Raw genomic sequence first — 527 nt, forward strand, 5'->3', positions numbered from 1 at the left:
GTCCAGGCCGTGCTCAACTCCTCGCGGCGATCCCGCTGTCAGCACCTGGTCAAGCCCATGCAAGCCAAGCAATTGCGCCCATGCTTTGTCCGGCTCCAGGCAGTTATCAATAGCGCGGTGGAAAGTCCAACGCTGACACCCCTCCGTCAACTCGATGACAGTCTCGACGTCGACTCCGGTGGCTTCGTCAAGAAACCCCAGCACCGGACCGTCAGCTCCCAGATCGCGGTACGCACTGGCCAAACGCAGTATCTCGTCACGACGACGCGGATCAGCCCGAAACCCACCGTCCAGACGCAGCATGGGACGCACCGGGATGTGGACAGCACTGAGGGTACGTGCCAATAATTCGGGGCTGGGCGCCAAGCCACCGTCATCCATCGTGCCGACCAACTCGATGCGATCGGCGCCTCCCGCCGCTGCCCGCTTAGCGTCGTGTTCGTGCAGACAGATGACCTCAAGCAATGCCATAGGCTTCATTGTCGCGCCAATCGTGCCTCATCGTCACGAGAAGGCAAGTAATAAGG

Annotated in this window: 1 protein-coding gene; it reads right to left on the reverse strand. The window is 60.9% G+C overall.

What is annotated here, in order from left to right; all coding sequences use genetic code 11:
- Window positions 1–471 (reverse strand): copper homeostasis protein CutC (locus AADR41_RS42210; RefSeq protein ID WP_342287777.1); only part of this gene is annotated, 471 nt, incomplete at its 3' end.
- Between the last annotated feature and the right edge of the window lie 56 nt (window positions 472–527).

Origin of the sequence: Streptomyces sp. CLV115 (assembly GCF_038448545.1) — a bacterium.
Lineage (GTDB): Bacteria > Actinomycetota > Actinomycetes > Streptomycetales > Streptomycetaceae > Streptomyces > Streptomyces sanglieri.